The organism is Mesorhizobium sp. B2-5-11 (genome assembly GCF_006440835.1).
Lineage (GTDB): Bacteria > Pseudomonadota > Alphaproteobacteria > Rhizobiales > Rhizobiaceae > Mesorhizobium.
Genome location: NZ_VFUK01000005.1, coordinates 452,305 through 476,936, shown reverse-complemented (window position 1 = coordinate 476,936; position 24,632 = coordinate 452,305). Strand labels below are relative to the sequence as shown.

23 protein-coding genes are annotated in these 24,632 nt (G+C 62.3%); 7 read left to right on the top strand and 16 right to left on the bottom strand.

The features are described 5' to 3' along the window. Positions 1–217: 217 nt before the first annotated feature. Complete coding sequence (gene carB, locus FJ490_RS18975; protein ID WP_140728581.1) at positions 218–3,721, top strand: carbamoyl-phosphate synthase large subunit; 3,504 nt, start codon at positions 218–220, stop codon at positions 3,719–3,721. A 79-nt stretch (positions 3,722–3,800) separates the two neighbouring features. Here carB and FJ490_RS18970 read toward each other — a convergent pair whose 3' ends face one another. From FJ490_RS18970 to FJ490_RS18920, 10 genes are all read right to left on the bottom strand, one after another. Further along, the gene (locus tag FJ490_RS18970) at positions 3,801–5,570 is read right to left on the bottom strand and encodes an AAA family ATPase (RefSeq protein WP_140728580.1); all 1,770 of its coding nucleotides are present in this window, start codon (positions 5,568–5,570) and stop codon (positions 3,801–3,803) included. Positions 5,571–5,762: 192 nt separating this feature from the next. Further along, complete coding sequence (locus FJ490_RS18965; RefSeq protein WP_140649751.1) at positions 5,763–6,155, bottom strand: RidA family protein; 393 nt, start codon at positions 6,153–6,155, stop codon at positions 5,763–5,765. Between the two features lie 141 nt (positions 6,156–6,296). Further along, on the bottom strand, positions 6,297–6,761 hold the full coding sequence (locus FJ490_RS18960; RefSeq protein ID WP_140728579.1) for a cupin domain-containing protein: 465 nt from the start codon (positions 6,759–6,761) through the stop codon (positions 6,297–6,299). Between the two features lie 285 nt (positions 6,762–7,046). Further along, entirely contained in the window at positions 7,047–7,598 is a 552-nt protein-coding gene (locus FJ490_RS18950; protein ID WP_140516783.1) for a DUF4142 domain-containing protein, read from the bottom strand. Between the two features lie 78 nt (positions 7,599–7,676). Further along, positions 7,677–8,420, bottom strand: a complete 744-nt coding sequence (locus tag FJ490_RS18945; RefSeq protein WP_140728578.1) for a DUF899 family protein — start codon at positions 8,418–8,420, stop codon at positions 7,677–7,679. 90 nt (positions 8,421–8,510) lie between these two features. After that, positions 8,511–9,335 carry a carbohydrate ABC transporter permease gene (locus FJ490_RS18940; protein ID WP_140728577.1) on the bottom strand — a complete coding sequence of 275 codons (825 nt, stop codon included), beginning with the start codon at positions 9,333–9,335 and terminating at the stop codon, positions 8,511–8,513. Between the two features lies 1 nt (position 9,336). Then, the gene (locus tag FJ490_RS18935) at positions 9,337–10,251 is read right to left on the bottom strand and encodes a sugar ABC transporter permease (RefSeq protein ID WP_181165237.1); all 915 of its coding nucleotides are present in this window, start codon (positions 10,249–10,251) and stop codon (positions 9,337–9,339) included. Positions 10,252–10,349: 98 nt separating this feature from the next. After that, a complete protein-coding gene (locus FJ490_RS18930; protein WP_140631929.1) occupies positions 10,350–11,618 on the bottom strand; it encodes an ABC transporter substrate-binding protein in 1,269 nt (422 codons plus the stop codon). A 147-nt stretch (positions 11,619–11,765) separates the two neighbouring features. Beyond that, complete coding sequence (locus FJ490_RS18925) at positions 11,766–12,254, bottom strand: GNAT family N-acetyltransferase (RefSeq protein ID WP_140566986.1); 489 nt, start codon at positions 12,252–12,254, stop codon at positions 11,766–11,768. A 5-nt stretch (positions 12,255–12,259) separates the two neighbouring features. Beyond that, complete coding sequence (locus FJ490_RS18920; protein WP_140495943.1) at positions 12,260–13,171, bottom strand: lytic transglycosylase domain-containing protein; 912 nt, start codon at positions 13,169–13,171, stop codon at positions 12,260–12,262. Positions 13,172–13,351: 180 nt separating this feature from the next. Here FJ490_RS18920 and FJ490_RS18915 point away from each other — a divergent pair, with 180 nt between their 5' ends. After that, positions 13,352–13,930 carry a methylated-DNA--[protein]-cysteine S-methyltransferase gene (locus FJ490_RS18915; protein ID WP_140728575.1) on the top strand — a complete coding sequence of 193 codons (579 nt, stop codon included), beginning with the start codon at positions 13,352–13,354 and terminating at the stop codon, positions 13,928–13,930. A 20-nt stretch (positions 13,931–13,950) separates the two neighbouring features. Here FJ490_RS18915 and FJ490_RS18910 read toward each other — a convergent pair whose 3' ends face one another. Further along, the gene (locus FJ490_RS18910; RefSeq protein WP_140728574.1) at positions 13,951–14,280 is read right to left on the bottom strand and encodes a hypothetical protein; all 330 of its coding nucleotides are present in this window, start codon (positions 14,278–14,280) and stop codon (positions 13,951–13,953) included. Positions 14,281–14,555: 275 nt separating this feature from the next. Here FJ490_RS18910 and FJ490_RS18905 point away from each other — a divergent pair, with 275 nt between their 5' ends. After that, the gene (locus FJ490_RS18905; protein ID WP_010910991.1) at positions 14,556–14,768 is read left to right on the top strand and encodes a cold-shock protein; all 213 of its coding nucleotides are present in this window, start codon (positions 14,556–14,558) and stop codon (positions 14,766–14,768) included. A gap of 267 nt (positions 14,769–15,035) precedes the next feature. Further along, entirely contained in the window at positions 15,036–15,236 is a 201-nt protein-coding gene (locus FJ490_RS18900; protein WP_140556015.1) for an iron-containing alcohol dehydrogenase, read from the top strand. A gap of 353 nt (positions 15,237–15,589) precedes the next feature. Here FJ490_RS18900 and FJ490_RS18890 read toward each other — a convergent pair whose 3' ends face one another. The 3 genes from FJ490_RS18890 to FJ490_RS18880 all read right to left on the bottom strand — a co-directional run bounded on the left by FJ490_RS18890 (position 15,590) and on the right by FJ490_RS18880 (position 18,046). Then, positions 15,590–16,198 (bottom strand): glutathione S-transferase family protein, encoded by a 609-nt coding sequence (locus FJ490_RS18890; RefSeq protein ID WP_140556017.1) that lies wholly within the window; start codon positions 16,196–16,198, stop codon positions 15,590–15,592. A gap of 112 nt (positions 16,199–16,310) precedes the next feature. Continuing rightward, positions 16,311–17,159 carry an EAL domain-containing protein gene (locus FJ490_RS18885; RefSeq protein ID WP_140728573.1) on the bottom strand — a complete coding sequence of 283 codons (849 nt, stop codon included), beginning with the start codon at positions 17,157–17,159 and terminating at the stop codon, positions 16,311–16,313. Further along, positions 17,156–18,046, bottom strand: coding sequence for an EAL domain-containing protein (locus FJ490_RS18880; protein WP_140728572.1), 891 nt, complete (start codon positions 18,044–18,046; stop codon positions 17,156–17,158). The genes FJ490_RS18885 and FJ490_RS18880 overlap by 4 nt, the downstream gene beginning before the upstream one ends. A gap of 215 nt (positions 18,047–18,261) precedes the next feature. Here FJ490_RS18880 and FJ490_RS18875 point away from each other — a divergent pair, with 215 nt between their 5' ends. Beyond that, entirely contained in the window at positions 18,262–19,464 is a 1,203-nt protein-coding gene (locus FJ490_RS18875; RefSeq protein WP_140728571.1) for a pyridoxal phosphate-dependent aminotransferase, read from the top strand. Between the two features lie 56 nt (positions 19,465–19,520). On the opposite strand, the gene FJ490_RS18870 is transcribed toward FJ490_RS18875, so the two are convergent. After that, a complete protein-coding gene (locus tag FJ490_RS18870) occupies positions 19,521–19,916 on the bottom strand; it encodes a cupin domain-containing protein (protein WP_140495951.1) in 396 nt (131 codons plus the stop codon). 325 nt (positions 19,917–20,241) lie between these two features. Between FJ490_RS18870 and FJ490_RS18865 the strand changes: the two genes are divergently transcribed. Beyond that, positions 20,242–22,293, top strand: coding sequence for an elongation factor G (locus FJ490_RS18865; RefSeq protein ID WP_140624094.1), 2,052 nt, complete (start codon positions 20,242–20,244; stop codon positions 22,291–22,293). A gap of 874 nt (positions 22,294–23,167) precedes the next feature. Next, positions 23,168–23,665, top strand: coding sequence for an isoprenylcysteine carboxylmethyltransferase family protein (locus FJ490_RS18860; RefSeq protein ID WP_140728570.1), 498 nt, complete (start codon positions 23,168–23,170; stop codon positions 23,663–23,665). Between the two features lie 21 nt (positions 23,666–23,686). Here FJ490_RS18860 and FJ490_RS18855 read toward each other — a convergent pair whose 3' ends face one another. Further along, a complete protein-coding gene (locus tag FJ490_RS18855; RefSeq protein ID WP_140495954.1) occupies positions 23,687–24,583 on the bottom strand; it encodes a LysR family transcriptional regulator in 897 nt (298 codons plus the stop codon). Between the last annotated feature and the right edge of the window lie 49 nt (positions 24,584–24,632).

Genomic DNA, 24,632 nt, shown 5'->3' with positions numbered 1-24,632 from the left:
GGCAGTAAGGCAATATGTGAAGTGCCTGGAGTGACTGCCCTACTGCCCTACTGCCCTACTGCCCTACTGCCCTACTGCCCTCATTTTCGGGGTTACATCCGGCAAAACTCTTCCCTATAAGGCCCTCCTAGCCTGATACCAGAATCGCAAGCACAACCGGCCGGGTCTCCCGTCCCGGTTTTTCGTGCAAGCCGCTCGCCGAACGGAATTCATAAAGATGCCAAGACGCACCGACATCAAGTCGATCCTGATCATCGGGGCCGGCCCCATCGTCATCGGCCAGGCCTGCGAATTCGACTATTCCGGCACCCAGGCCTGCAAGGCGCTGAAGGAAGAGGGTTTCCGCGTCATCCTGGTCAATTCCAACCCGGCCACCATCATGACCGATCCGGAACTGGCCGATGCCACCTATATCGAGCCGATCACCCCCGAGGTCGTGGCCAAGATCATCGCCAAGGAGCGGCCCGATGCGCTGCTGCCGACCATGGGCGGCCAGACCGCGCTCAACACCGCCCTGTCGCTGCGCCGCATGGGCGTGCTGGAGCGCTATAATGTCGAGATGATCGGCGCCGACGCCACGGCCATCGACAAGGCCGAGGACCGGGCGCTTTTCCGCGAAGCGATGAAGAAGATCGGCCTGGAAACGCCGAAGTCGATGCTGGCCAACGCCACCGACGTCAAGAATGCCGACCGCAAGACGCATGAGGCCGAGCGCGCGGCGCTGAAGGCCGAAAAGCCCGACAATCTCGACGCCGCGCTCGACGCGCTGGAGACAAGCTGGAACCTCGGCGAAGGCGACCGCAAGCAGCGCTACATCAGCCATGCCATGGCGATCGCCGCCCAGGCGCTCGACCATGTCGGCCTGCCCGCCATCATCCGCCCCTCCTTCACCATGGGCGGCACCGGCGGCGGCATCGCCTACAACAGGGCCGAATTCTTCGACATCGTCCAGTCCGGCCTCGACGCCTCGCCGACCACCGAAGTGCTGATCGAGGAAAGCGTGCTCGGCTGGAAGGAATACGAGATGGAGGTCGTCCGCGACAGAGCGGACAATTGCATCATCGTCTGCTCCATCGAGAACATCGATCCGATGGGCGTGCACACGGGCGACAGCATCACCGTCGCGCCGGCGCTGACCTTAACCGACAAGGAATACCAGATGATGCGCAACGCCTCGATCGCGGTGCTGCGCGAGATCGGCGTCGAGACCGGCGGCTCCAACGTGCAGTTCGCCGTCAACCCGGCCGACGGCCGCCTCGTGGTCATCGAGATGAACCCGCGCGTCTCCCGCTCCTCGGCGCTGGCCTCCAAGGCGACCGGTTTCCCCATCGCCAAGATCGCCGCTAAGCTTGCCGTCGGCTACACCCTGGACGAGCTGGAGAACGATATCACCGGCGGCGCGACACCCGCCTCGTTCGAACCGTCTATCGACTACGTCGTCACCAAGATCCCGCGGTTTGCATTCGAGAAATTCCCCGGCGCGGAGCCGGTGCTGACCACCGCGATGAAGTCGGTCGGCGAAGTCATGGCTATCGGCCGCACCTTCCAGGAATCCTTGCAGAAGGCGCTGCGCGGGCTGGAGACGGGCCTCACCGGCCTCGACGAGATCGAGATTCCCGGCCTTGGCCATGGGACTACGCCCGCCAGCCATGTCGACGACCGCAATGCCATCCGCGCCGCACTCGGCACCCCGACGCCCGACCGGCTGCGCATGGTGGCGCAGGCGATCCGCATGGGCACCTCGCTCGAAGACGTGCACGCAATGTGCAAGATCGACCCCTGGTTCCTAGAGCAGATCGCGGGCATCCTCGCCATGGAAGCGCGCATCCGCGAGCACGGCCTGCCTGAGGATGCCGCCAATCTGCGCATGTTGAAGGCCATGGGCTTTTCGGACGCCCGCCTCGCGTCACTGACGAGGACCGACGTGGAAGTCGTTCAGAAGATTCGCGAAAAGCTCGACGTTCATCCAGTTTATAAGCGCATCGACACCTGCGCGGCCGAGTTCGCCTCGCCGACCGCCTACATGTACTCCACTTATGAAGTTCCCTTCGCCGGCGCGCTTGCAAACGAGGCGCAGGTTTCGTCGCGCAAGAAGGTGGTCATCCTCGGCGGCGGTCCGAACCGCATCGGCCAGGGCATCGAGTTCGACTATTGCTGCTGTCACGCGGCGTTCGCGCTGCGCGACGCCGGCTATGAAGCGATCATGATCAACTGCAACCCCGAGACCGTGTCGACCGACTACGACACGTCGGACCGGCTCTATTTCGATCCTCTGACGGCGGAGGACGTGCTGGAGATCCTGCGCGCCGAGCAGGCCTCGGGCGAACTGGTCGGCGTCATCGTCCAGTTCGGCGGCCAGACGCCGCTGAAGCTGGCCGACGCGCTGGAGAAGGCCGGCATCCCGATCCTCGGCACCTCGCCCGACATGATCGACCTGGCCGAAGACCGCGACCGCTTCCAGAAGCTCTTGCACAAGCTCAACCTCAGCCAGCCGAAGAACGGCATCGCCTATTCGGTCGAGCAGGCCCGCCTCGTCGCCGGCGAGCTCGGCTTCCCCCTGGTGGTGCGCCCCTCCTATGTGCTGGGCGGCCGCGCCATGCAGATCATCCATGACGAGGGTATGCTGCAATCCTACCTGCTCGACACCGTGCCCGGCCTGGTGCCGGAAGACATCAAGCAGAAATACCCCAACGACAAGACCGGCCAGATCAACACGCTGCTGGGCAAGAACCCGCTTTTGTTCGACACCTATCTCTCCGGCGCCATCGAGGTCGATGTCGACTGCCTCTGCGACGGCAAGGCGACCTTCGTGTCGGGCATATTGGAGCACATCGAGGAGGCCGGCATCCATTCGGGCGACTCGGCCTGCTCGCTCCCCGTCCACTCGCTGCCTGCGGAGCTGGTCGACGAGCTGGAGCGCCAGACGGCGGCTCTTGCCCGGGCGCTCAATGTCGGCGGCTTGATGAACGTGCAATACGCGATCAAGGACGGCACGGTCTATGTGCTGGAGGTCAACCCGCGCGCGTCGCGCACCGTGCCCTTCGTCGCCAAGACCATCGGCCGTCCCATAGCGAAAATCGCCGCCCGCATCATGGCCGGCGAAAGCCTGGAAGACGCTTTCGCTCATTACGGCGCCATGCCCGACCCCAGGAACCCCGGCCACATCGCGGTCAAGGAAGCCGTCTTCCCCTTCGCCCGCTTCCCCGGCGTCGACATCCTGCTCGGCCCGGAAATGCGCTCGACCGGCGAGGTCATGGGCCTCGACCGCGATTTTGCCCTCGCCTTCGCCAAGAGCCAGTTAGGGGCCGGCGTGGACCTGCCACGCTCCGGCACGTTGTTCGTGTCGGTGCGCGACGAAGACAAGAAAGGCATCTTGCCGGCGGTCAAGCGCCTCGCCGGCCTCGGCTTCAAGGTGATGGCCACATCAGGCACCGCCCGCTTCCTCGCCGAAAACGGCGTCGTCGCCGAGAAGATCAACAAGGTCCTGGAGGGTCGCCCCCACATCGAGGACGCCATCCGCAACCGCCAGGTGCAGATCGTCTTCAACACGACCGACGGCCAGAAGGCGGTGTCGGACTCCAAGTCGCTCCGCCGCGCCACGCTGATGCAGAAGGTGCCGTATTACACGACGCTGTCGGGTGCCGCTGCGGTGGCGGAGGCGATTGCGGCGTTGAAGGCGGGGAGCCTGGAGGTGCGGCCGCTGCAGGAGTATTTTTCTTAGGGGATTGGCTCTCTTCTCCCCATCACTATACGGGAGAAGATGCCGGCGGATGAGGCGATGTCGACTTCATCCAGAATGGCTACCTAGCTATTATTTCTTTAATATTCTTAAACAAAGCTTCGAATGCTACGAAAGCCTCCTTTGGCAAGTTCGGCACAACGACCTGAGCAAATTCGACTTTGGAGTTGTCTTCTATTTGCTGAAACGCAGTGCCGTCACCTATCTTAATACGGAAATTCTCTTCGCCTAACTTTCTCGTCGCCATAATCGGCTTCAGCTCCAAACGTCGACCATTTACCTCCTTGGCAAGGTATTCATCGGGAAAAAGAAACTCTATAGGAAGATTTTGATTTTTTGCGCAATCAGTTCTAAAATCCGGCACAGGCAGAAGCACTGCAAACGACTTGCCATTTTTTGAGGCTTTTACGTTTGAAAACAGATCATCGCTAACAAATGTGCCGTCGAGCCGCCACTCCTTAGCACCGGCATCGTCACGGTCGAACAATCCAATTACTATATTATTGCTATCGTACGGAACTGCGCGCAGTGAAAGAGCCAATCTGGACGCTCCAGCCGACCCTCCATCCGCACCGTCTGTGATATCGCAACACTTAATCTTGAAAGGTGGCTTACCTCCGCGAATTTTTTTCCAAGCTTCTAAAAGAATAACTTCATCGGTTTTTCCCTCGGTTAAAACCACCGGCTGCGTAAACGCCTTAACCTGCTGCTGAAATTCTTCCGCGCGAGTCCTAAAAAGTGCTGCATCAGCCTCCCTGACGGAATACTGCTCAAGAGCCTTTGCAACAGCCGGCAAATAAAATCCCTCGCCAACCGCGCTTACAATGTCCAATTTTTCGAGATTTCGCCCTTGAACTATTGTGGCCTCTTGATCATCATTTCTCGTTACGTAAAATTTCTTCACGCCATCGTCGCCTAAATTGTAGAACGATGGGCTATGAGTCGTCACAAAGATCTGTATATGCCCAGCCAACGCAAGCTTTAAGAACCTAGAAGCCTCGGCTTCAGCCGAAACGAAATCAAGCGAGTTTTCCGGCTCCTCGAAACCCCAGATGTGGAATTGATAGGAATCTCGATCGCATATGAAATTTAGAATTTCTGGGATATGACGAGCCTTTATGCCGTCCCCTCTCTGGAGAGTAAGCGATTTTGCTGAGCGTCCGTCTGCCCCTATAGTCTCAAAATCGAGCGTTTCAAACAACTCAACCATTCGAGACGGAGCAGATATCTTCGATTGATGAGCAATCTCTTTCGGCATAGAAGCGAAGAGTTCGCTAGTTGATGACTGAACTCTACTTGCAAAATCCTCTACAGTTTTTAAAAAATCGTCAGATGTTGACAATATACCATATATATTTCCAAGCAATGTTCTAAATGTGGCCGTGTCTTTTATAGCCGGTATGTGAATAAATCTTATAAGATTTAAAAATCGAGTTACAATATGTCTTTGATTTCCTTTGATATGAGAGGAAACCTCCTCGACATACTCATCATCTCTCGACACTGTCCACTGTCGTTTCACGTAGAATTCGTTCCCAAGCGACTTTCTATAATTACTTGGTGTCGAGAACGTGATTTTTACGTAGATAAATTTCCTAATACCTTCCGAATTTTCGGACTCCGCGCGTCTTTTGTCGCTAAAATCAATATCAAAATTAAAATCCGTAGCATCGTCGGTAGAATTATTGAAGAATAAATTCAAAGCTCTAATAATATTAGATTTACCTATGTCATTTTTTCCAAATATAACGTTCAAATCGCTACATTTAAAAAGCGTCTCCTTGTAGAGACTGCGGAAATAGGCTATTTCTATTTCTTTGATAAATTTCATAACTCCCCCGAAAACGGTATCGGAAACGGCCCCAAGCAGCCACAGTTAACGCTTTCGGACACGGCTCTCACCTTATCCCCCAGACGACAGAACCGTTTGCAGGTTAGATATTTCCAAATAATTTTTTTTTGCAAGCAAAACAGATGAAATAGGGACCATAGTGAGTTCGAGGCGGTCGGCTGGCGGCACCCCTCACCCCACAGCCACACACTCAATCTCGATATCAAACTCCATCGGCCAAGACGCCACCGGCACAAAACTCCGCGCCGGAGGGTTCACGCTGAAATACCTGGCATAGACCCGGTTAATCGCGTTGTAGAAGCCGGAATTGACGGCGTAGATGCGCACCATCACCACATTGTCCAGCGAGGTGCCCGCCGCTTCCAGGCAGTGTTTCAGCGCCTTGAGCGATGCCTCGGTCTGCACCTCGATGTCGCCGCGCACCATCTCGCCGGTCACCATGTCCACCGGCGGTGTCGCCGAGATGAACACGAAGCCGTTGGCCTTCACCGCCGTCGAACAGGGCAGGCCGAGCGCCCGCACCTTGTCCGACATGACCGGCACTTCGATGATTTCTTTCTTCATGGCGACGCTCCCTGGGTTTGGGGAGCTTATAGTGCCGGCCGGGGAACGCCAGCGCCGACCCGCAGTCCAGAGCCGGAACTCGTCCCTCGCCTGCGAAATCTCGTAGGGCGCTCCCCCTGGCGCCGACGCGTTGTCCAGCCTTCACCCTTGCCCCGGATAAGGCGTGCCGTCCTTGTGCAGGAAGCGTCCATCCGAAGTCGGGCTCATCATGTCGATGTCGGAGCAGGTGATGACATCGTCGGGGTTGCGCGAGCCGACCTCGAGATAGAGCGCCGTCGTGGATGAGCGGTTGATCAAATGGTGGCCATTGCCGCTGTTCTTGGCGAAGGTGGCGCAGTCGCCGGCCTTGAGCAGCGTCTCGCCGCCATCCTCGACCAGCGTTAGCTCGCCTTCCAGCACATAGACGAACTCGTCCTCGTGGCTGTGCCAGTGACGCTGGCTTGACCAGCCGCCGGGCGGCAGCGTCATCAGGTTGACGCCGAAATCGGTCAGTCCGCCGGCATCGCCAAGCCGGCGGCGCGTGCGGCCGGCGCAAGGGCCATCGAAGGGCGCGGGATAGCCCGAGCCCTTGCGGATGGGCAGGGATGCGAGGTCGAGTTTGGGCATGGGTGCTCTCGGGGTGGTGGTGCGGCAGTGTAGTCCCACGCAGGCCTGGGAAGAACCCTGGCCGTCGCGCCGCCCTACGGCGCCCCCCTCTGTCCTGCCGGACATCTCCCCCTCAAGGGGGGAGATTGGCTGTCGCGAATGCTTTCGCCAAATTTTCGGCGTGGGCAGAAAGAGCGCCGACGCCCAAGCTGCCGATCTCCCCCCAAGAGGGGGAGATGTCCCGCAGGACAGAGGGGGGCGCCGTAGAGTGCTGTCGTCTGCGGTTCAGCTCCCTCTCGACCGCCCTCACCCCTGATGCGCCGCGCCCAGTTCCTTCACGTGCTTCTCGTGCATCTTCAGCGTCGGCAGCGTCTTCTTGGCGAATTCCTTCATCGCCGGGTCGTCGCCCGATTGGGCGTAGGTGCTGAAGAGCGCGACGGCGTCCTTGTGAGCGGCTGTCTGCATCATGATGTATTTGGTGTCGAAGTCCTTGCCGCTGGCGGCCTTGAGCTCGTCGAGCTGGCCCTGTTCTTTCGGCTGCAGCGCGGGGCCGGCCGGCTTGGTCGAGGCGGTGGTCTGGCCCTGCGCGAGCGCCGCCTTGAAGTCCTCGCCGGCCTTCGTGTGGTCCTCGATCATCTGTTTGGCGAAGGCCTTGACGTCGGCCGACGCCGATTTCTGCTCGGCGAGCTTGCTCGACTGGATCTCGAACTCGTTGGCGCCGGGCACCGTCTTGATGAAGGTCTGCGTGTCGACCTTGCTGTCGGCCGCCAACGGCGTCGTTTGGGCGGTGGATTGGGCAAGCGCGGCGGGCGCGGCGGCGAGCAAGGCCGCGGCGGTCATGGTCAGAAGCGTTTTCATCTGCAATCTCCGATCGGAATGGTTCCCTCGGAATTCCAACGCCGCAGATGCACGGAAGTTGCGCCGGGCGCCTTGCCGTCAATGGCAGCATGCCTCGCCATATTGCAGCTGCTCGTGCCAGTTCGGCCGGCCCTCCGGGGTGAAATCCATCAGGTTCCACAGGATCTCGCAGGTGCCGATGGCGCGCGGGTCCTGGCCGGGTTCGGGCGGCGCGAAGCCGAGTTCGGACGACCAGAAATGCCTGATGCCGTCAGCGTCGCGGTGGAACACCGAGAGCAGCGGGATCTGCGCACCGTCGGCATCCTCGGCGTTGTAGTCGCGCTTGAAGCTGTTGGAGGCCGACGACACCAGCCGCATGTTCTTCCAGCCACGGTCGCGGCCGAGCGTGACGAGGTTTTCGAGCGCCGTTTTCGCCACCACGGCGAAGTTGAAGCCGGCCGCCTGGAGATGGCCGACGGCGCCGTCGAACTGGTCGAGCAGCGCCGTGCAGGACGGGCATGGCTGGTCCGGCCGAGCCAGCTTCGCCGTGCCGCCCGTCATTGCCACGTCGCGCGTCTCCTGCGGATGGCGCGGAAACATCATCTGGTAGAGGATCAGCGTGTCCTTGCCGGGTGCGAACAGTTGCGACAGCTTTATCTCAGCCGCCCTGCCCTCGGCATCCAGCCCATCAAACACGTAATCCTGTGGCACCAGCCCGCCCGGCGGCAACGCGCGGCGCGCCACGGCCACATCCTCCATGGCACGGCGCAGCTCGATTTCCTTCTTCAGCAGCTTTTCGCGGGCGGCGCGGTATCTGGCGGATTCGTTGGGGAAGGTGATCATGATCGGCTCCTTGGTCACAGCGCCGGCGTCCCGGCGCGGTTGCTCTAAGACCTAAGGACGCGCCGCTGCGGCCGGTTCCGACATTTCCCCTCACCCCTTCACGCCCCCGGCTGTCAGGCCCGAGACGATCTTGCGCTGGAAAATCAGCACCAGCACCACCAGCGGCACCGTGACGATCACCGATGCGGCCATGATGTTGCCCCATGGGATCTCGAACTGCGAATTGCCCGACAGCAGCGCGATCGCCACCGGCACGGTGCGCTGGGCGTTGTTGGAGGTGAAGGTGAGCGCAAACAGGAACTCGTTCCACGCGCCGATGAACGCCAAAAGCCCGGTGGTCGCCAGCGCCGGCCACATCAGCGGCAGGAAGATGCGCGTGATGATGATCCACGGCGTCGCGCCGTCAAGGATCGCCGCCTCCTCGACCTCGACCGGCAGGTCGCGCACGAAGGCGGTGAGCACCCAGACGGTGAACGGCAAGGTGAAGATCATGTAGGAGAAGATCAGCGCGACAAGCGAATTGTAGAGGCCGAACATCCGCACCAGTTCGAACAGCCCGGCCAGCACCGCCACCTGCGGAAACATCGACACCGACAGGATGGTAAGCATCAGCGCCGAGCGGCCGCGGAAGCGCACGCGCGCCAGCGCGTAAGCCGCGGTGACACCGAGCAACAGCGAGAGCGCGACGACCGCGCCGGAGACTACCAGCGAGTTGATGAGGTTGCGCACGAAAGCGCCTTCTGTCAGCACATTCCTGTAATTGCCGAGGCTGAACGTCTTCGGCCAGAGGTCGGCCTGGAACAGTTCGGTCCCCGATTTCAGGCTGGTGACGATGGCGTAATAGAACGGGAATACCGCGACCAGCACGATGGCCGCGACCAGCAGGTAGAAAGCCGTCCGCTTCAGGATCCACATCTCAGCGCCCGCCCTCGAGGCTGACCCCGCCGATCCGGATATAGGCCATGGTGAGAAGCGCAAGAATGAGGAACAGCAGCGTCGAAGCGGCCGAGCCGTAGGCGAATTTGTCGAACTCGAACAGGTTCTCGCGCGCGAACACCGACATCGACTTGGTGTGCACGTTGTTGGGCGTCAGCACATAGATCAGGTCGAAGATGCGCAGCGCATCGAGCGCGCGGAAGATCACCGCCACCATCACCGCAGGGCGGATCAGCGGCAAGGTCACCCGCCAGAAGATCTGCCACGGATTGGCGCCGTCGAGCCTGGCGACCTCGATGATCTCGCGCGGCAGCATCTGCAGCGCGGCAAGGATGAGCAGCGCCATGAACGGCGTCGTTTTCCAGATGTCGACGACCAGTACGGCGGCCATCGCCGTGTCCGCGTTGGCCGTCCAGGCGATCTTGGTGTCGATCAGGCCGAGATTGAGCAGAACCACATTGATGATGCCGAACTGGTCGTTGAGCATCCACTGCCACATCTTGGCCGAGACGATGGTCGGGATCGCCCAGGGGATGAGGATCGCCGCCCTGACGATGCCGCGGCCCGGGAATTCGGCATTGAGCACCAGCGCGACAATCATGCCGAGGATCGTCTCGCAGGTAACCGAAAGGGCCGCGAAACGCACCGTGTTCCAGACGGCGCTCCACCACACCGGGTCGGCCAGCACGCCATCGTAGAGCACCCGGCCGCTCGGCATGCGCAGCACCGAGAAGTAATTGGCGAAGCCTGCCCACTGGCGGGCGTCAAGATCGGCCAGCGAAGCGTCGGTGAAACTGAAATAGACCGTGCGGGCGAGCGGCCAGCCGGCAGCGGCGGCGAGCACCAGGAGCATCGGCGCCAGGAACAGCCAGGCCGAACGCACGCGCTGGCGCATCAGCCGCGAGCGCGGGCGGTGGGTCGCGACGGCTTCAGTCCTCGGCTCCGCTTCTGTCATCCCTCGCGCCGGGCGGGACATGGAGGCGCGTTGTGGCGTCACCAGCCACGCCCCTTCAGCCTGGTCAGCATGGCTTCGAGGTCGGCCAGATTGTCGCCCGCGGTGCCATCGCCCGACAGCGTCTTGTGGACGGCGTTCCAGAATTGGCTCGACGCCTCGTTGTACTTGATCCTGGCCGCGGCCGAGGGACGCGGCACCGCATTGAGGAAGATCTGCTTCCAGCGCGGAACGATCGGCTGTTGTCTGGCGATGTCGGTATCGTCATAGAGCGCCTGGATGGTCGGCAGGCTGGAGTTCCTCAGCGCGCGGTATTTCTGCATCGCGGGCGAGGCGATGAATTTGACGAGCCCGATCGCAGCGTCCGGGTGCCTGGAATATTTGGACACGGCAAGATTCCAGCCACCCAGCACCGCCGCCGGACGCGCGCCTTCGCCGGTGCCGGCCGGCAGCGGCGCTACGTCGAACTTGCCCTTGATCGGCGAGCCTTCGGAATTGCCTAGTGCATAGGCGTAGGGCCAGTTGCGCATGAAGACCGCATTGCCGGTCTGCCACACGCCGCGCGATTCCTCTTCCTGATAGGCCAGCACGCCGGGTGGCGCGATGGTTCCGACCCAGCCTTTGGCCGTGTCGAGCGCTGCCGCCGCTTTTGGATTGTTGATCGAGATGGTGCCGTCCGGCTCGATGATCTGGCCGCCGCCGTTCGACATCACCCATTCCAGCGCGTCGCAGGTCAGCCCCTCATAGGCATTGCCCTGGAAGACGAAGCCCCAGATGTCCTTGTTGCCGGCAGCCCGTTCCTTGTCCATGACCAGCCTGGCGGTGTCGGCCAGCTCCTTCCAGGTGGCAGGCACCTTGGCGCCGTATTTGTCGAGCAGGTCCTTGCGGTAGTAGAGCGCCGGCGCATCGGTGAAGATCGGCAGCGCCACCAGCCTGCCGTTGACGGTCTGCGACTGGATGATCGAGGGGAAATGGGCGCCGACGACATCCTTGGTCGCCGCGGTCAGGTCGACAAGCTGGCTGGCGAGCTGCGGCGCCCAGATCACATCGGTCTGGTAGACGTCGATATCGCTATTGCCGGCGGCAAGCCACAGCCTGTACTGGCCGAACTGGTCGGTCCCGGATGCCGGCATGACGACGATGCTGACCTTGTTGCCGCTGTCCTTCTCATAGCGGTCGAGGATTTCACGCAGCACCTTGATGCCGATTCCTGTGTCGCCCGATACGATCGACAATTCGACGGCTCGCGCAGGCACAGCCGCAATCATCGCGGCAGCGACCAACGTGGCAAATGCGTGAAAGAGCCTCATGGCGGCGGAGGATCTCCTTTCGGAACGGCGACGCAAGCCTTCGAGGCTCCGGAAGCTCGTCGGACCCCTCCACCACTCTTTGAATGCGGAGCGGCGCTCTGGGTTCCCGAGCGATGCCCGCGAGCGGCGGTGGGCCGGGCCGCGGCTTCAGCCTTCCCAGGCGACAGGGCTCATCCCAAGCCGCTGATAGAGCCTGACAGCGGCGGCGTTTTCCACCGTGTTGGTCTTGAGGTCGACATGGTCTGCGCCGCGTTCGCGAAAGACGGCGAAGGCGTGCCACATCAGCGCCTCGCCGATGCCCCTGCCGCGCGCCTGCGGATGCACGGCGAGATCCCTGACGAAGGCGCTCGTCCAGCACAGCGCCGCCGCCACCAGCAGGCCCTTGGTGTCGATGACGAGGAAACAGAGCGCAGGGTCGAATTCGGGGTCGCCTGAGATGCGTGGCCACCATTCGTCGAACGGGCCGTCGGCGCCATCATCGAACACCTCGCTCAGCAGCGCATGCAAGGCCGGCGCATCGCCGTGCTCGAGGGTGCGCATGACAAAGCCATCCGGCCAGTGCGCGGGAACCAGCGTCTCGTCGAGGATCTTGCGCAGCCGGATGTCGTTCGGAGCCGGCGGGCGCGGTTCGGGCATTTCGCTCAGGCGTCGGGCAGCAGGCGGCGCCGCTTGCGGTCGACGCCGAGGCCGGTCGCCTCGAGCAGGCCCTTGCGCTTGGCGTCGAAATAGTAGCCGGTCTGGTAGAGCCAGTCGGCGCGCTTGGCGTTGCCGTCCGACACCAGCCAGGCGCCACGCAGGTATTTGACGGCGTATTTCAGGTTGGTTTCGGCATCGAACAGGCCCCTGGCCGGTCCGTCATAGCCCATGCCGCGCGCCGTCGCGTGCTTGATCTGCATCAGCCCCCAATGGCCGTTGTTGTAGGCTTTGGGATTGAAGGTGCTTTCGCGGTTGACGACATGGCGCACAAGGTCGACCGGCACCTGATAAAACGCGGCGTATTTTACGATCAGCCGGTCGATATCGCCGCGCACGCCGGTCGCATGCTCTTCCTGCACCGGAGCGGCAGGAAACTGGACGAGGGCAGCCGGATTCTGCGGCACAACATAGGCCGCCTGCTGCACGCCGGGCATGGCTTTCTGATCGTTCCTGGCGATCGCCGGCACGATGAGCCCGGCGGTGGCGTAGGTGGCTGCCGCCTTGATTGGTGCGCCGGCGCCAGCCGGCGGCGGCGCCTGCCAGGCATTGGCGGTCATCACCGCCGGCACGGCCGGTGCGGTTGGGGTCGCTCCGGCAAAGGCCGCGGTTGCCGCGGCCGCCTGTGTGGTCGGGCCGGCGGACAACTCAGCGGTTTGAACGGGCGTAATCCCCGACGATTCCGGCAGCACCGAAACCGTCTCCGGCAACGGTATGGTGAAGCCGGCATCGGTGCCGGCGACGGTCGCTGTTTCGGTCAGGGAAGACGCGGATTTCATCTGCGATGTCGACGTGCAACCGCTGACGCAGGCCATGGCCGCGATCACGCCGAGCGCGATAAGGGTTTGTTTTGCTGGCAAGCCGCGTTCGGGTCCGGTTCGTCGGATGTTAAGAAATCCCTTACACCAGCGATTCCTGGCGAGCAATCGGGGCGCTCAGGTGGTTTTCGGGTGGCGAGACTCGGGCCGAAATGCCATATTGTTCCTGATATGTACCGGCATGAATGCCGGTTTCTGGCCATTTTGCGAAAGGAGCACGCCATGCAAACGCCGTCGCAGATCACAGCCGGCCACGCAGTGTTAGAAACAGTGATCGGCTTCATGGGGATTGCCTGGAGCGAAAAGGGCCTGATCCGGCTCTGCCTGCCCGAACGCAGCCGCGAGGCGGTCGAGCGGCGGCTGATGCGCCACGCCGGCGTTTCGGCCGCTACCGTGCAGCCGCCGTGGGTGGTCGAGCTGATCGCCTCGATCAAGGCCTATGCGGCGGGCGAGGATATCGATTTCTCCGGCGTGCCGGTCGATCTCGACGGCATCGACGATTTCCGCCTCGCCATCTATGGCGCGGCGCGAAAGCTAGCCTATGGCGAAACCACCACCTATGGAGAACTGGCCAAGCGCGCCGGCCATGCCGGCCTGCCGCGCGAAACCGGTGCCGCGCTTGGCGCCAATCCGGTGCCGCTGGTCATTCCCTGCCACCGTATCCTCGCGGCCGGCGGCAAGATCGGCGGCTTTTCGGCGCCCGGCGGTTCGACCACCAAGGAAAAGATGCTGGCCATGGAAGGCGTGCGCGTCGGCCCGCCGCCGCCCGCGCAAGGTCTCATTCGGATTTTGAAGCGATAGCGGCCGCGCCGAGCGACTACCTAGTCGCTGTGAAAGAAACGCCGGCGGAAACGCCGGTCGTTGTCCGGTCGCTTGCAATTGTAGACCGGGCAGGATTTCGTATCGGCGCTCGGCACATAGGCGCGTGTCCTCACCTCGCCCATGGTGCAGAATTGCTGGCTCTGCACATAGCGGTCGTAGAGTGGCAGTCCCGGTACCCGCCTCGACTGGTAACGCAGGATGACGGCGCCCTGCCGCGCGATCGTCGCCTGCACGCGGCCACACCCCATCCGCGTCGGATCGTAGCTCGAGATCGCCTGCGCCTCGGCGGCAATCAGCGTCAGGCATGCTGCCAGCAGAATGGTCTTCATGGTCCTCTCCCCTGATGCGCGGCCCACGGACAGCGCCATCTGACGCAACGGTTTCACCGGATTGGGGCGGCCGTTGGGCGGTCCCTCGATCACGGCTTTCTCACGCAGTCTTGTATTTCGTGCGAAAGCAGCCTATATCAGCCCCATTGATATTTCGGCCGATCGATCCGGGCCTCGCGATCTTCGCGTTTGCTGACGTCTATCTCCAAAATCTCGATGCACACCGGCTGGACCTCGGTTCGGTCAAACCAAAGCAAATGTGAAGGACTATTTTTATGGCAACTGGAACGGTCAAGTGGTTCAACGCCACCAAGGGCTTCGGCTTCATCCAGCCTGACGCGGGCGGCGCGGACGTTTTCGTCCACATCTCCGCTGTCGAGCGCGCTGGGCTGTCGACCCTGGTCGAAGGCCAGAAGATCAACTTCGAGATCGAGCAGGACCGCCGCACTGGCAAGTCGTCCGCTGGATCTCTGAGCAAGGCAGCCTGATTTTGAAAATGGCGCGCGCCGGGCGACAGCCCGGGGCGCGCGGCAAGTCACGGATGTACTGACGGTCGCGCGAGAAGCGCGCCGGAGCGGAAAGACCCGACAAGCCGGATCAGCAGATAGCTGCCAGCCCGGACCGGACGCTCCCGATCAGGCTACCGAAATGGGAAGGCGGGCATTGTCCCGCCTTTTTATTTGCCTGGATTCCAGGCATGTAAAGCCGAACCTGGAGTCCCACCTGTGGTACCACTAGAGTGGTATTATCCGGCCATGACCAAGCTTGAGCAAATCGAAAAGTCCATCACCGAACTGAGCCCCGAGGAGCTGAAGGCGTTTGCCGCATGGTTCGAGGCGCTCCAGGCGGACCTGTGGGATCGGCAGATCGAGACCGACGTGAGGGCGGGGCGATTGGACAAGCTTGCCGAACAGGCATTGGCTGACCATCGCGCCGGCCGGACTCGCCCTCTGTGAATCACGGCGCCTCTCCATCATTCTGGAAGGCTTATGAAAAACTGTCATCGTCGATCAAAGCAAAGGCGGACAGGCGTTTTGTCATACTGCGTTCCGATCCTTTTCATCCCTCCTTACATTTCAAGCAGGTCGGTTGCTATTGGTCGGCGCGGGTCGACGAAACTACCGGCTGTTGCCATACGCAACAATGAAGATGTGATCTGGTTCTGGATCGGCACCCTATGCCGACTACGACCATCTGTTGAAATAGCTCCCGCGCAGCTTCCCGGACGATGGGCGGCCGGGCCTCGCGCCTGTTGACGCGTGCCCCGCCCCCAAAGAGCCGCGAGGCGGCGACGAGGTTGAGGATAAAGCTACCCCACCCACTCCATCGGCACATGCCCCGGATCCGCTTCCACTCGTTTCAGCCACGCAGCCACCGCCGGGTAGGCGTCGAGCTGGAAGCCGCCCTGCTCCGCCGTATGCGTATAAGCGTAGAGCGCGATGTCGGCGACGCTGTAGGCGCTTCCGGCGAAGAACGCGTTGTTCTCCAGGTATTTATTCATGACACCGAGCGCCTTGTTGCCGCGCTCCAGTGTCACCGCCAGCCGCTCCGGCGTCGCGTCCTTGGCCCTTTCGGGAAAGGTCAGCAGCGCCTTGCGCACGGCGATATAGGGCTCGTGGCTGTACTGTTCGAAGAACAGCCATTGATAGGCGAGCCCGCGCTCATACTTGTCCGCGGGCAGGAAGCGCGTGCCCTCCGCGAGGTAGAGCAGGATGGCGTTGGATTCAGCGATCCGCCTTCCGTCGTCGAGCTCCAGCAGCGGCACCATGGCGTTCGGATTCTTGGCGACGAAATCCGCTTTTCGCGTATCGCCCGTGTGCGAACTCACCTCGACAGTGGTGAAAGGGAGGCCGAGCTTGGCCATCAGCAGGCGCGGCTTGTAGCAGTTGCCGCTATCGATCATGCTGTAAAGTATCATCGCTGGTCCCCGAGCGCTGCCATGTGCAGACGCGATTATCGTAGCCGCGCCGTCCTCACCAATGATTAGTTTTGGCGCGACGATCAGCGCCGCTGATGTGTAGCACACGGCGCTACCCGAACAGCGGCACCACCTTGCTGTCCCTGCCCAGCAGCGCGTCGATGGCGAGCGGTCGCTCGTCGAAGATCACCCCGGCCAGCGCCGGCCGGGCGAGTAGAAAACCTTGCAGCAGGTCGACGCCGCCATCGAGCGCGACGCGCAGATGGGTGGGCTGTTCGATGCCCTCGACCAGGACCTTGGCGCCGCGGTCGTGCAGGCTGGAGACCAGCGGGCGGAAGAACCGCTCGGCGGCGGCGTGGCGGCAGAATTGCGCGAACCAGCCACCGTCGATCTTGACGATATCGGGCTTGAGCAGGCTGACCCGCTCCTCGGTCGAGTGGCCGGTGCCGAAATCGTCGATGGCGATGCGGATGCCGTCGCGGCGCATCTCGCGCACCAGCCTGGCCAGCAGCGTGTCGTCGGCCGCCTGTTCGGTGATTTCGCAGACCAGCATGCCGGGGGCCAGGCCGAGCTCGCCGAGATGCCTGCTCATCAGCCGGATTTCGGCCAAGGCCCGGCCCCGATGGGCGTTGACCAATGGATTGTAGTTGAAGAACAGATCGAGCCCGTCGACGCCGATGTTGCGGAAGTTCCTGAGATGCAGCACGCGGCACATGGTTTCGACGAACAGCCGGTCCTCGGCCGCGACGCCTTCGAAGAACGCCCGTGCGGCGCCCGGCCGGCCGGCGCGATGCGGCTCTATCAGGCCCTCGACCGCGATTGCGTGCAGGAAGCGGCCGCGCGGCGCGAAGATCGGCTGGTAGGCGCTGCGCAGGCGGAAGTCGCCATAAACGCCATATTCGATACCGATCTCGTCCATGAAGATCGCATCGCCGACATCGCGCCGCCGCTCGGGCCTCATCGTGTGCCCCTGCGCCCAAAGGCTTTCGCCGCCCGCGCGGTATGCGGCGCGGCTGCCGGGACGGAAGAGGCACTGTCGGCGACAGGCGATGGCCCGTCCTCGCCGAAGACGCGGAAGCTGGTCGGCGCCAGTTCCGGCCGTGCCAGCACGAAACCCTGGACCATCGAAGCCCCGGATTTCTCGGCCAGCTCCAGCTGCCAGCCTTCCTCGATGCCCTCGAACACGGTGCGGATGCCTTGTGCCTCGAAGCTTTTCACCATGGACGTCAGCAGCGCGAAGCCGGCGCCGGACTCCATCAACTGCGTGATCCAGTGGGCATCGAACTTGACGATGTCGGGTTTCAACTCCTTGATGCGGTTGATGTCGGAATCGTCGGCGCCATAGTCATCGACGGCAATGCGAAAGCCGTTGCCCTTCAACGCCGCGACGAAACCGTGCAGGGTCTCCTGCGAGGCTGGACGCTGCTCGGTCACCTCGCACACGACACGGCCCGGATCGATGCCGGCCTCGTGCAGCACCAGGCGCATTTCGCGCAAGGCATTGTCGGCAACGGCGCGCTCGGTGAACACCGATGGATCGAAATTGACGAAGATCGACGCTTCCTGCGGCAGGCAGGCGCCGGCATTCAGCAGATGCAGCGTCCTGGTCAGCGCCTCGACATGAAGCCGGTCGGCGGCCGGGCAGGTGCTGAAGAAGCTCATTGGCGATTGCGGCTCGCCGTCGCGGAACGGCCGGATCAAGCCCTCGAAGGCGGCAACCGACAGCTTGCCTTCCCTGAAGGCGAAGATCGGCTGGAAGGCGCTTTGCAACGTATAAATGCCCCAGACACCTGACGAGGTGCCGTCATCATGACGGATGATATGGGCAAGCCCGATGCTGCGCGACAAGGTTCCTCGCTCCGCGAACTGGCGCAATTGGGTTACGATCCTGCCACGCAAGCCTCTACCGCCCGTTAATGAACTTTCTGTTGCCGATCACGGCTCATTGACCTCCTTGCGGCACTGGCCCAGCCGACAATGCTTGCACTCACGGGAATGATGCGACATGAGAAGCGCCGCGGCCGCTCCTGGCCGCGCTGATCCTTTCTGGAGAGAAAAAGGTCATGGCCTTCCTTGCCGACACCCTTTCACGCGTGAAGCCTTCCGCCACCATCGCGGTGACGCAGAAAGCCCGCGAGCTGAAAAATGCCGGCCGCGACGTCATCGGCCTGGGTGCCGGCGAACCGGATTTCGATACGCCCGACAACATCAAGAATGCGGCGATCGAGGCGATCCGCCGTGGTGAGACCAAATATCCGCCGGTGTCGGGCATCGTGCCGCTGCGCGAAGCGATCGCGAAGAAATTGAAGCGCGAGAACAATCTCGACTACAAGCCCGAACAGACAATCGTCGGTACTGGCGGCAAGCAGATCCTGTTCAACGCCTTCATGGCGACGCTGAATCCCGGCGACGAGGTCATCATCCCACGCCCCTATTGGGTCAGCTATCCCGAGATGGTGGCGATCTGCGGCGGCACCTCGGTGTTCGCCGACACTTCGATCGACAATGGCTTCAAGCTCACTGCCGCTGTGCTGGAAAAGGCCATCACGCCGCGCACAAAGTGGCTGCTGATGAACTCGCCGTCCAACCCGTCGGGCGCCGCCTACACCGAGGCCGAGCTTCGGTCGCTCGCCGACGTGCTGCTCAGGCATCCGCATGTTTGGACGCTGACCGACGACATGTACGAGCATCTGACCTACGGCGACTTCGTCTTCAAGACCATCGCCGAGGTCGAGCCGAAGCTCTATGAGCGCACGCTGACCATGAACGGCGTGTCGAAAGCCTATGCCATGACCGGCTGGCGCATTGGCTACGCCGCGGGTCCCGTCCAGCTGATCAAGGCGATGGACATGATCCAGGGCCAGCAGACGTCGGGCGCCTGCACCATCGCGCAATGGGCCTCGGTCGAAGCGCTGAACGGCCCGCAGGACTTCATCGCCAAGAACAAGGCGATCTTCCAGGGGCGCCGCGATCTCGTCGTCTCGATGCTCAACCAGGCGCGCGGCATCTCTTGTCCGTCGCCGGAAGGCGCCTTCTACGTCTATCCGTCCTGCGCCCAGCTGATCGGCAAGAAGACCAAGGCCGGCAAGGTGATCGACACTGACGAGGCCTTCTGCTCGGAGCTGCTCGAGGCCGAGGGCGTGGCGGTGGTATTCGGTTCGGCCTTCGGCCTCGGTCCGAACTTCCGCATCTCCTACGCCACGTCGGAGACGCTGCTGGAGGAGGCGTGCACGCGCATCCAGCGCTTTACGGCATCACTGACCTGATCGTGAAAACAAAACCCGGCCAAACGCCGGGTTTTTAGATCGGCTCGACACGGTACTCAGCCGCCATATTGGGCCGGCGTCACCGCTTCCAGCCAGTCGGCATGCACGCCCTCGAGCGCTTCCTGCATGGCTATATGCGTCATGGCCGTTTTCGGCCCGGCGCCATGCCAGTGCTTTTCGCCTGGCGCGAACGAGATGACGTCCCCTGCCCTGATCTCCTGGATGAGACCGCCCCAGGTCTGGGCGAGGCCGGCGCCCGACGTGACGTACAGCGTCTGGCCAAGCGGATGCGTGTGCCAGTGAGTCCGCGCGCCCGGCTCGAAGCTGACCAATGTCGCCCGCAGCCGTGCCGGAGCCTCCTTCTCGATGATCGGCGTCTGTAGCACCCGGCCGGTGAAGTACTTTTCCGGCGCGATGACGGTCGGCGTGCTGCCGCAAGCAATGATCTTCATCGTTCGATCCCTGGAACTGGTGGCGATGCGGGCGGCGGCGACGCCGCTCTTCTTTCGAGACCCTAGTTTCGGCCGATATGGCCGTCGACGCAACCGGTCTGTTCGGCTTGCAAATCAGCGGCAACCGCACCGCGCGCTCGGCCCTTGAGGCTACCTATTTTCCTTGCCCTGCCGGCAAACAAGTGGGACGATACCTTTGGGCCGGTTGAAGACAAGCCCGCCCGCGACGGTCGAACAGGCCGGCCGCCGCTCAGGACCGACTGACCTTGGCCTGAACCATGAATGCCAGTCGGTCTCCAGGGAAACGCCTGAGTGGAGGTCAGTCATGGGTAATCGCGCCGGAGGACGACGCACGGGACCGAAATGCATTGCCATAGTCGGTCCCTTCGCAAGCGGTAAGACGACACTTCTCGAAGCCATATTGGCCCGCACGGGCACCATTCCCCGCCAGAACCCGGTTTCCTCGGGAAACACCGTTTCAGATCATTCGCCCGAGGCGCGCGCGCACGCCATGAGCGTCGAGGCGACCTTCGCCACCACGGAATTCATGGGCGAGCAGTTCACCTTCGTCGACTGTCCCGGATCGATCGAATTCTCCTTCGAGGCCGAACCGGTGCTGGCCGCCTGCGACCTCGCGGTGGTCGTCGCCGAGGCCGACGAGAAGAAGATCCCCGCCCTCCAGCTCATCATGCGCAAGCTCGACGATCTCGGCGTGCCGCGCATCCTGTTTCTCAACAAGGTCGACAAGGCGATTGCCGGCGTGCGCGACACGTTGAAGATGCTGCAGCCGGCAAGTGCGGTGCCGTTGCTTCTGCGCCAGATACCGCTGCGCAAGGACGGCGTCGTCATTGGCTCGATCGACCTGGCGCTGGAACGCGCCTACATCTACCGCGAATATGCCGAGAGCGAGGTGGCCCAGATACCCGGCGACGAAAAGGCGCGTGAGCTGGAAGCCCGTTTTTCGATGCTGGAACGGCTGGCCGACCATGACGACCAGTTGATGGAACAGCTGCTCGAGGAGATCGAGCCGCCCAAGGACGCGGTCTTCGACGATCTTGCCGCGGATCTGCGCGACGGCGCCGTCACGCCGGTGCTGATCGGCACCGCAGAGAAAGGCAATGGCGTGCTGCGTCTCCTGAAGGCGATCCGCCATGATGCGCCCGACATCGACGCGACCCGCAAACGGCTCGGCGCCCCCGAAGGCAACGCGACCGTGGTTCAGGTGATGAAGACCATCCATACACCGCATGGAGGCAAATTGTCGGTGTCGCGCATCCTTTCGGGACAGGTCGCCGATGGCTCCGAGCTCTGGCTGCCCGGCGGCGACATGGCAAAGGTGTCCGGCATCTACAGGATGCTTGGCAAGGACCAGTCGAAGCTCACCGCGGCGAAGACCGGCGACACGGTCGCGCTCGGCAAGCTGGACGCGGTCAAGACCGGCCAGACGCTGACCTCGGCCAAGGGCGGCATGAAGCCGCTGCTCCAGTTCGAGCCGCCGCAGCCTGTCTTCGCTTTCGCCTTGCGGCCGAAGGAGCGCAAGGACGAGGTGAAGATGTCGGCCGCCATCCAACGGCTGGCCGAAGAAGATCCCTCGCTCAGCCTGCATCATAACCAGGACTCGGCCGAGACCGTGCTGTCGGGCCATGGAGAAATGCACCTGCGCGTCGTACGCGAACGGCTCGAGGGCAAGAACCAGATTCCGGTCGAAGGCCATCCGCCGGCGGTGCCCTACCGCGAGACTATCCGCAAATCGGCGCAGCAGCGCGGCCGCCACAAGAAGCAGTCCGGCGGCCACGGCCAGTTCGGCGATGTGGTGATCGAGATAAAGCCGCTGCCGCGCGGCGCAGGTTTCCAGTTCACCGATACCATCACCGGCGGCGTGGTGCCCAAGACCTACATCCAGTCGGTCGAAAGCGGCATACGCGATTACCTGAAGTCGGGCCCGCTCGGCTTTCCCGTCGTCGACGTCGCCGTCAACCTGTCGGACGGCTCCTACCACGCGGTCGATTCCTCCGACATGGCCTTTCAGATGGCGGCCAAGCTTGCCATGAAGGAAGGCATGGCGGGCTGTTCGCCCGTGCTCCTGGAGCCAGTGATGAAGGTCGAGATCGTGACGCCCTCCGATGCGACCTCAAAGATCATCGCGCTAATCCCGCAGCGGCGCGGCCAGATCCTCGGCTACGACGCGCGACCCGGCTGGCCAGGATGGGATGTCGTCGAGGCGACCATGCCGCAATCCGAGATCGGGGATCTGATCATCGAGCTGCGCTCGGCCACCTCAGGCGTCGCCAGCTACCGCGCCGTCTTCGACCACATGGCCGAACTCACCGGCCGGCTCGCCGACGAAGCGATGAATGCCAACGGCAAGGCAGCCTGATTCTGATGCATGTCGTCTAAAGTGATCTCGGCTTTGGGACATCGACATCCACAAAGATTTGGGTGAGTGCCCTCTCGAACCTTGTTCGAGGGGGCGCAAACAAAAAACGACGCCCGGGGGGGCCGGACGCCGTTTTGTTTGCGGACCGTTTTCTTGGGAGGAGAAACGGCAGGTCCGCCGCATCTTGAAGTCGCCGCTTCGGCGGAAGAAGGTTCGGACGCGGTAGCCGCCTGAGCCCGGATCGTCCGAGTGATGCCCCCATCTCCCGTCCGACCACACCGCGTCCTATGGTCTGCTTAGCAGGAGCCGAACGCCTTTGACATGTTACCAGAGGTTACATGTCACTGTTACGTGGCTATTTCGGTGGATTTTCCCGCCCTTCCGGCAGCCTCCGGGCAACAAAAAAGCCGGATCAATGAAGATCCGGCTGAGTTTGATTGGAAGTGCCTGTTAAGGCTAACCTCCAGAGGGGAACACTCGAGGGCGCTAATGGGAGGAGAACGCGCCCAGGAGATGAACTATATATGTGCTCATCATGCCCAAGAAACAAGCATCTATTTTGCAACACACGCATGCAAAAAGACGCAGGCTGTGGTCTAAGCCATTTCTGGACCCAATAGGACCAGCAGAATCACCGAAGCGGAACCCGCAATGAGACAATTGTCACGGCGGAATCGCGAATCACGCTCGGTTTTCATCCCGAAATGTCAAAAATGCGCAATGGCGTGGAATGAGGCAGCAGGCGTTTATTTCCGAGGCAACTAATGCATGTCGCGCAAAGTGTGCTCGGTTCGGCAGCGACGTGAACAACAAAGACGTGAGCGCGTCGCGGGAATCGGTTTGGGCGTGACATGCTTCAGGCGGGAGACAAGCAATGCGGACCTTTTCGGCGATCGCCGGCAGTGCTGCGTTCTTCATCGCGGCACCCTGTATCGTCGCCGGCCTCGTGCCGTGGCTGCTGACGGATCGCTGGGACCGGCCATGGTCGAGCCTGCCGGGTCTTGCCCCGCTCGGCTGGATCCTCATCGCGGTCGCCGTGGCGGCGCTGCTGCATGCATTCGCCTGCTTTGCGCTTGAAGGCCTCGGCACGCCTGCTCCGGTCGCTCCGACCGAGAGACTGGTGGTCGGCGGACTCTACCGCCATGTCCGCAATCCGATGTATGTGGCGGTGCTGTCGATCATCATCGGCCAGGCACTGCTGTTTTCAAGCTGGACGCTTGTCGCCTACGCCGCCATGGCAGCCGCGGCCATGGCCACCTTCGTCAAGCTGTACGAGGAGCCGACGCTCGCACGCCGCTATGGCGATGAATACGAAACCTACCGCCGCAACGTGCCCGCCCGGCTGCCCCGCCTGACGCGCTGGCGGGGGTGAGAGTCTGCGCGATCTCCGGGGTCAATACGACCAGCTCCGCGCCTTGGCGATGATGAAGTCGCGAAACACGTGCAGCTTCGCCTGGTTCTTCATCGCGTCGGGGTAGGCGAAATAGGTGTCGAAGGAAGGCACCTCCGTTTCCGGCAGGAGCTGCACCAGGCCGGAATCCTTGGAGATGACATAGTCGGGCAGCATGGCGATGCCGGCGCCGCCCTGCACCGCGCGCTTGATCGACAATATATCGTTGATCTGCAGCGTCGGCACGCGCTGGCCGCCCTCGAAATCGCCGACCGTCTCCAGCCAGTTCAGCTCCGACAGATGCGCCGGCACCGGCACGCCGAAAGTGACGATGCGGTGCGCCTTGAGCTCGGCCACCGAAGCCGGCCTGCCATGCTTGGCGATATAGCCTGGCGACGCATAGAGGTGGAAATGCACCGTGAACAGGCGGCGCTGGATAAGGTCCGGCTGCTGCGGCTGGCGCAGCCGGATGGCGCAATCGGCCTGGCGCATGGTCAGGTCGAGCTCCTCGTTGGCGAGGATCAGTTGCAGGCTGATTTCAGGATAGAGCTCGATGAACTCCTGCACGCGTTCGGTCAGCCAGCCGGCGCCGAGCCCGACCGTGGTCGTGACCCTGAGCACGCCGGAGGGGCGGTCCTTGGTCTCGGTCAGCCGCGATTTGATGGTCTCGAGCTTCATCAGCACGTCATGCGCCGTGCGGAACAGCATCTCGCCCTGTTCGGTCAGCACCAGGCCGCGGGCGTGGCGGTTGAACAGCGGCACGCCGACATCATGCTCGAGCGCGCTGACCTGGCGCGAAATCGCCGATTGCGACAGGTGCAGCGTCTCGGCCGCATGTGTAAACGACCCTGCTTCCGCCGCAGCGTGAAACACGCGTAGCTTGTCCCAGTCCAACGCCATGATTCCCCTCGTTCCTGTTTGGCGTCTGAATGAAAAATCAGGCTTTTAC